Origin of the sequence: Pantoea sp. CTOTU49201 (assembly GCF_032054795.1) — a bacterium.
Lineage (GTDB): Bacteria > Pseudomonadota > Gammaproteobacteria > Enterobacterales > Enterobacteriaceae > Pantoea > Pantoea symbiotica.
In genome coordinates this window covers 1-6,099 of the sequence record NZ_DAMBSA010000301.1, presented here as the reverse complement: position 1 = coordinate 6,099, position 6,099 = coordinate 1, and the positions used below count along the sequence as shown (strand labels likewise).

Annotated in this window: 6 protein-coding genes; all 6 read right to left on the bottom strand. The window is 61.0% G+C overall.

The genetic code is table 11. From position 1 onward, the window contains the following. Positions 1 to 278 (bottom strand): VOC family protein (locus tag RTY00_RS18275; protein WP_312665379.1); only part of this gene is annotated, 278 nt, incomplete at its 3' end. Positions 279 to 301: 23 nt separating this feature from the next. Continuing rightward, positions 302 to 1,453, bottom strand: coding sequence for an amidohydrolase (locus tag RTY00_RS18270; RefSeq protein WP_312665378.1), 1,152 nt, complete (start codon positions 1,451 to 1,453; stop codon positions 302 to 304). A 2-nt stretch (positions 1,454 to 1,455) separates the two neighbouring features. Next, positions 1,456 to 2,553 (bottom strand): alkylhydroperoxidase domain protein, encoded by a 1,098-nt coding sequence (locus RTY00_RS18265; protein ID WP_312665377.1) that lies wholly within the window; start codon positions 2,551 to 2,553, stop codon positions 1,456 to 1,458. Positions 2,554 to 2,621: 68 nt separating this feature from the next. Further along, the gene (locus RTY00_RS18260) at positions 2,622 to 3,611 is read right to left on the bottom strand and encodes a putative FMN-dependent luciferase-like monooxygenase (RefSeq protein ID WP_312665376.1); all 990 of its coding nucleotides are present in this window, start codon (positions 3,609 to 3,611) and stop codon (positions 2,622 to 2,624) included. Next, the gene (locus RTY00_RS18255; protein WP_312665375.1) at positions 3,608 to 5,218 is read right to left on the bottom strand and encodes an ABC transporter ATP-binding protein; all 1,611 of its coding nucleotides are present in this window, start codon (positions 5,216 to 5,218) and stop codon (positions 3,608 to 3,610) included. Before RTY00_RS18255 ends, RTY00_RS18260 begins: the two co-directional genes overlap by 4 nt. Beyond that, positions 5,215 to 6,063 carry an ABC transporter permease gene (locus RTY00_RS18250; RefSeq protein ID WP_312665374.1) on the bottom strand — a complete coding sequence of 283 codons (849 nt, stop codon included), beginning with the start codon at positions 6,061 to 6,063 and terminating at the stop codon, positions 5,215 to 5,217. The genes RTY00_RS18255 and RTY00_RS18250 overlap by 4 nt, the downstream gene beginning before the upstream one ends. Positions 6,064 to 6,099 lie beyond the last annotated feature (36 nt).

The window sequence follows — 6,099 nt, the reverse complement described above, 5'->3', positions numbered from 1 at the left end:
ACCGCGTCGGCATCCTCGGTTTTCCACACTAAACCGCTGAGGCCAATCGGCGACTGCCACAAATCCTGGCGCAGATTGCTGCGCCCAGCTTCAAACCCCAACAGCTCCAGATAGTTATCACCAAAAATTGCCAGATGATTACTGGAGCCGAGCGAGTGATGACCGCGCTCGGTCAGCTGAAATCCCAGCCGACGAAATAGCGCGCTGGCGTCATCCAGCTGGCTGGCAACGTTGATCACCACATGGTCGAGACGTGGAACAGGTACAGAAATCGCCATCGGTTTTCTCCTTGCTCTCATGGTCACGATGCCAGCGCCTGTTGCTGGCGCAGCGTCAGCAGTGCGCGCTGGGCCAGTTCGGTGAAGTAATGCACCGCCGGTTCCAGCATCGCTTCATCCGGATCGAATCCGGCGTGATGCAGGCCAAATTCACTGGCGCTGCCGATGCTGACGAACGCGCCCGGCAACTGTTGAAGATAGAAGGCGAAGTCTTCACCGCCCATTTGTGGCGTGCCGACCTGGGTTTGATAGCCTTGCTCTGTTGCCAGCTCCAGCGCGAAATTGGCCCATTGCGGCGTGTTGACCAGCGAAGGCGGGCCTTCTTGCCACACCAGCTCCGCCTGCGCGCCAAATCCAGCGGCGATGCCATTGATCAGCGCCGCGATTTTCTGTGGGATCTGCGCGCGAATCTCCGTGTTGTGGGTGCGTACTGTGCCTTCCAGTTCCACCGTTTGGGGCAGCACGTTCCAGCTGTTGCCTGCCGTAAAACGCGTGACGCTGACCACCACCGATTCCAGCGAACTGAACACGCGGCTCGGCAGCGTTTGCAGTGCGGTGACGATGTGGCTGCCAATCACGATGCTATCAATGCCTTCATGCGGACGCGCGGCGTGCGCGCCTTTGCCGGTGATATTGATCTGGAAGCGATCGACGTTGGCATAATAGGCACCGCCGCGTGTACGCAGCGTGCCGGTCGGCAGATCCGGCGCGTTATGCAGGCCGAAAATCGCCTGCACATCTTTCAGCGCGCCCGCCGCCAGTAGCTGCTTTGCACCGGTGAAAATCTCCTCGGCAGGCTGAAACAGAATGCGTACGCGGCCAGGCAGCTTGGATTCGATGCGTTTCAGCTGCTGCGCGACGCCCAGCATGACGCTGCTGTGCAGATCGTGGCCGCAGGCGTGCATCACGCCCGGCTGCTGCGATCGCCACGCGTGGTCGCTTTGCTCGTCGATGGGCAGGGCGTCGATGTCGGCACGCAGCGCAATCAGCGGTTCGCCGTGACCAATTTCTGCCACAACGCCGGTTTTCAACTCCAGCGGCAACAGTTTGACATTAAGTTCCTGTAGCCAGCGGGTAAGACGTTCGGTGGTGGCAAATTCATGATCCGAAAGCTCGGGATGCTGATGCAGCTCGCGTCGCCAGCGCACCAGCTGTTGATGGGAAAGATCCGTCATGGTCATCCTTGTGTGTGTTCAGGTAAGAAAGGTTCGCCAAGCGTCAGCATCAGGCGGTTAGCCCAGGCGAAGAAGGCGGCGGATTGAATCAGGTCCAGCAGCTCCAGCGTGCTAAATCCCTGATCGCGCAGCGCCTGCAACTGTTTCAGGCTGGTGGCGGCAGGCGTGATCGATAAGGTGGCGACCAGATCGATCTGCGCCGCCCAGCGGGCCGATTGTCCGTGCGACAGCTCAGCGCCCGGCGCGACATTGAGCAGCTTCTGCACCGCCGGTTCATCTTTCGACAGCTGGCTGGCTTTGCGTGCATGCACTGAAGCGCAGTAGATGCAGCCGTTGACCTTGCTCACTACCGTGGCGGCAAGCTCGCGCTCGGCACGCGAGAGTCCGCCACCCGTGTAGAAGATGCCTTTATCAGTCAGCGTGCGCTGCTCGAGCAGCGGCTGATTGCGTCCCAACAGACGGAAGTAATCAGAATCGCTATGGCCGAATTTCGCCAGAGTTGCCTGCTCTTCAGCGCTAAATTCATGCAGCGGTTTCGCCGCCAGCCACGGTTCCCAACCCAGTTCCTGTTGGGTAAAGGCTGTGAGGGCAGTTTTCCCGCTGAGGGTGAGCGGCGCATCGTGCCATTTACCGGCAACCGCATGCGGCTGCGACGCCGTCTCTTCGCCATTGAGCAAACGTAAACCCGCGAGTAAGCGGCTCTGGAAGCTGACAAAGGCAATCAGTTGAGCCAGCGTGACGATACCGCGCGGCGACCAGCCGGCAGTTTGCAGTTTCTCGATGTGCTGCGGTGCGGCATCGACCGGATGCAGGCTCAGCAGTTCCGCAAATGCCAGACCTGCATCAAAGCGTGCGTTGTGCAGCTGATATGGTTGGTGATAATGCGCTTCAAGACGCGATGCGCCATGCCAGGCAGCGACCTGCGCGGCGAGGGCGAAGCGTTCTGCTAATGGCAAATCTTCATCATCTTGCGAAAACAGCACATCGTAGCTGCCTTGCGTGTGCTGCGTGGCGGCATGACGCTCGGCGCGGGCCTGCGCCAGTTCAGACGCGGGATCGATATCCGCTAGCGCGGCCAGTAAATCTGTCGGTTGAGACATGAAATTCTCCAGTTTAACGTTAGAAGGTCGCCATGAATGGCGACCCTACAAACCCTAGGGTCGCCGACTTACCCACGTAGCGCGGGCGCAATGTGTTCGGCAATCAATTCGATGGAACGCAGAATGTCGGTGTGTGGCGGATCGATGGAGTGCACCTGGAAGCTGATATCGGTGACGCGCTGCAGCGACGTATCGGCGAGCAGCGATTGCCGCACCTGGTCGGCATCGCCGAAGTGCGCATCCAACTGGCGCGCCTGTTCGTCCAGCGTATTGCCAATAACGTGTCCTGATTCACGGAAATGCTGCGCCTGGCGCTGCAAGCCCGGTTCGGCAAGGCGGCGCGCGTAGTCACGGGAATCGGCGACAAAGGCGGTGCGCGATGCCAGAATGCGCGGCGCAATGCCCGCCGGTAATGCCGCCAGATAGGCATCGATCATCGGGTTTTGAATCTGGTCGAGCGGCAAATCCGGCTGGCCCGCCGGACGCGGTTGGGTGCGCGACAGCATCAAACCGTGCCCGGCTTGTCCCGCGCGCGCGGCACCTTCCACCGAGAAGGTGGCGATCCACACGCGCTGTGCCAGCGTCGGCGCAGCGGGATAAAGATGGTTATCCGGATGGCCCAGTGTATCGCCGCGCCATGCGCTCAGCAGCTGATGCAGATGATCGGCAAACACGCTGGCGCGCTGGTCGATGGTGATGCCGAAAGGCAGAAACGAGGTCGCGGTGCCGCCCGATCCTAAACCGACTTCGAGCCGACCGTTGCTCAGCAGGTCCAGCACCGCCGCATCTTCGGCGACGCGCAGCGCGTTCTCCATCGCCAGCGTGATGATGCCGGTACCAAGACGAATGGTGCGGGTGTGCGCGGCAACGTGGGCCAGAAACAGCAGCGGTGACGGCAAGCCGCCTTCTTTCTCGTGAAAGTGGTGCTGCGCAATCCATGCACTGTCAAAACCGTTGCGCTCGGCGTGCTGAATTTGTTCGGTTGCCAGGCGATAGCGCTGCTGTGCGGTAGTGTCATCCAGCAGGCGGGTGAAAAATCCAATGCGTTTGCGCGTCATGCAGACTCCTTAATCAGCGGACGGAAAGCGGGTATCGCGTCAATCAGCGATCGGGTATACGGATGCTGAGGCGCGTTAAATAGCGTGACGGTGTCACCTTGCTCCACCACTTCACCGGCGCGCAGTACGGTGACGCTGTGCGCAATGCGGCGCACGGTGGCGAGGTCGTGGGTGATAAACAGATACGTAAGGCCGAGCTCGCGTTGCAGCTGTTGCAGCAGTTGCAGAATCTGCGCCTGTACCGTGACATCCAGCGCCGAAGTCGCTTCGTCCAGCACCAGAATCGCCGGTTGCAGAATCAGCGCGCGGGCGATGGCTACACGCTGACGCTGGCCGCCGGATAATTCGCGCGGTTTGCGTGTCAGTAATTCCAGCGGTAACGCCACGCGCTGCGCCACGGCGGCGACGCGTTCACGGCGCTGCTCGCTGCTGAGTTTCTCAAAGTTTCGCAGCGGCTCCTCAATGATGGCGAACAGCGTCTGGCGCGGATCGAGCGAGGCAAACGGGTTCTGATACACAAACTGAATCTTGCGGCGCAGCTGGCGTTGCGCTTCACCGCGCAGCGCGGTGGCGTCGATGCCATCGATCACCACGCGGCCGCTGTCGGCCTGCTCAAAGCCTAAAAGAATGCGCGCCAGCGTGGTTTTCCCCGAGCCGGATTCGCCGACCAGCGCGTGCGTGGTGCCGCGCGCCACCGTGACGCACACCTCTTTCGCCACCTGTAACTGCTGCTGGCGACCAAGGGAAAACTGTTTATTGATGCCGGAGAGCTGAATCGCTGGCGACGAGAAGTTGGCTTGAGTCGGCACGGACAGCGCGCTGTCGCCCGGATCGGCATCCTTTAACAGCTGCCGCGTATAGGCATGTTTTGGCGCGTTGATCACCTGCGCCGCCGGGCCTTGCTCCTGTACTTCGCCATGACGAAATACCAGCAGGCGATCGGCGCGTTCTGCCGCCAAGGCTAAATCGTGTGTGACAAACAGCACTGCGGTGCCGGATTCACGGCGCAGCACATCCAGCAGATCGAGAATGCGTTTTTGCACCGTGACATCCAGCGCGCTGGTGGGCTCATCGGCAATGATGATCCGCGGACGCAGAGCGAGGGCGATGGCAATCAGCACGCGCTGTTTCATGCCGCCGGAGAGCTGATGCGGATACTGCTTGAGGCGCTGTTCTGGATGGCTCAGTCCTACTTTTTGCAGTAGTTCCAGCACGCGGTGCTGGCGTTCAGCTTTACTGATTTTCAGGTGCAGCTGCAGCATTTCACCGACCTGATCGCCGATGGTTTTCACCGGATTAAGCGAGTTGCCCGGATCCTGCGGCACTAAGCTGATGCTGACGCCGCGCAGGCTATCAAGGCGTTTCGATGACCAGCCAGCGATATCGGTGCCGTTCAGCACAATCCTGCCGCTATCACGGCGGCCGTTTTCCGCCATCAAACCAATAATCGCCTGCGCGGTGGTGGTTTTGCCGGAACCAGATTCACCGACCAGCGCCACCATTTCACCGGGCTGCAACTCAAAGCTGACGTTGTGAACCACCGCGCGCGACTCGCCGCGCTGGCGATAGCTGAGGGTTAAATTTTCAATGGCTAATAACGCGCTCATGCGTCACCTCCGGCCAGTTGACGGCTGATGCGGTTGGCGGCCAGCACCACGGCGACCACCACAATGCCGGGGAAGGTGGTTAGCCACCACGCGGTCGCCAGATAGTTACGTCCTTCGGCGATCAATAATCCCCATTCTGGCGTTGGCGGCGGCGTGCCGTAGCCGAGAAAGCTCAGCGTCGACAGCGCCAGAATCGCCTGACCAAACTGCAAAGCGGCGAAGGCGATCACCGCCGTCAGCGAGTTGGGTAAAATGTGACGCCACAACACGCGCCAGAAACTGCCGCCGCTGCCGTAAGCCGCTTCGACGAATTCACTGCGGCGCACGCGCACTACTTCGCCGCGCGCCAGGCGGGCAAAGCTGGCAATCGATGCGATGCCCACCGCCAGCGCGGCGTGAACGGTGCCGAAGCCCAGCAAAATCAGAATGCTAAGTGACAGCAGCAGCGAGGGAATCGACAGCAGCACATCAACCAGCCGCATCAGCCAGTTTTCGGTGCGACCGCCAATCGCACCCGCCAGCACGCCGAGCGTGGTGCCGCCAATCAGCCCCATCGCCACGGCTGCGACCGCCGCCGACAGCGACTGCGACGCACCATAAATAATGCGCGTGTAGAGATCGCGGCCCAGCTGATCGGTGCCGAGCCAGTACGCGGCCTGCGGCGGCAGACGCTGCGCGCCGGGCACGCCTTCAGTCGGGCTGAAATGGGTAAACAGGCCGGGCGCAAACGCCGCCAGCAGCGCCAGCAGCATCACGCCCCACGCCAGCCACAATCCGGGCTGGATGTTGAACACGCGCGGAGTGCTGATTTTTTGCCGTGCAGTTGAGTAGTCGACCAGGCTCATCGTTGGCCTCCGGCAATGTATTGCAGACGCGGATCG

Coding starts and splice junctions, on each gene's coding strand:
- RTY00_RS18270 (WP_312665378.1), bottom strand. CDS start 1,453: ATGACGGATCTTTCCCATCAACAGCTGGTGCGCTGGCGACGCGAGCTG.
- RTY00_RS18265 (WP_312665377.1), bottom strand. CDS start 2,553: ATGTCTCAACCGACAGATTTACTGGCCGCGCTAGCGGATATCGATCCC.
- RTY00_RS18260 (WP_312665376.1), bottom strand. CDS start 3,611: ATGACGCGCAAACGCATTGGATTTTTCACCCGCCTGCTGGATGACACT.
- RTY00_RS18255 (WP_312665375.1), bottom strand. CDS start 5,218: ATGAGCGCGTTATTAGCCATTGAAAATTTAACCCTCAGCTATCGCCAG.
- RTY00_RS18250 (WP_312665374.1), bottom strand. CDS start 6,063: ATGAGCCTGGTCGACTACTCAACTGCACGGCAAAAAATCAGCACTCCG.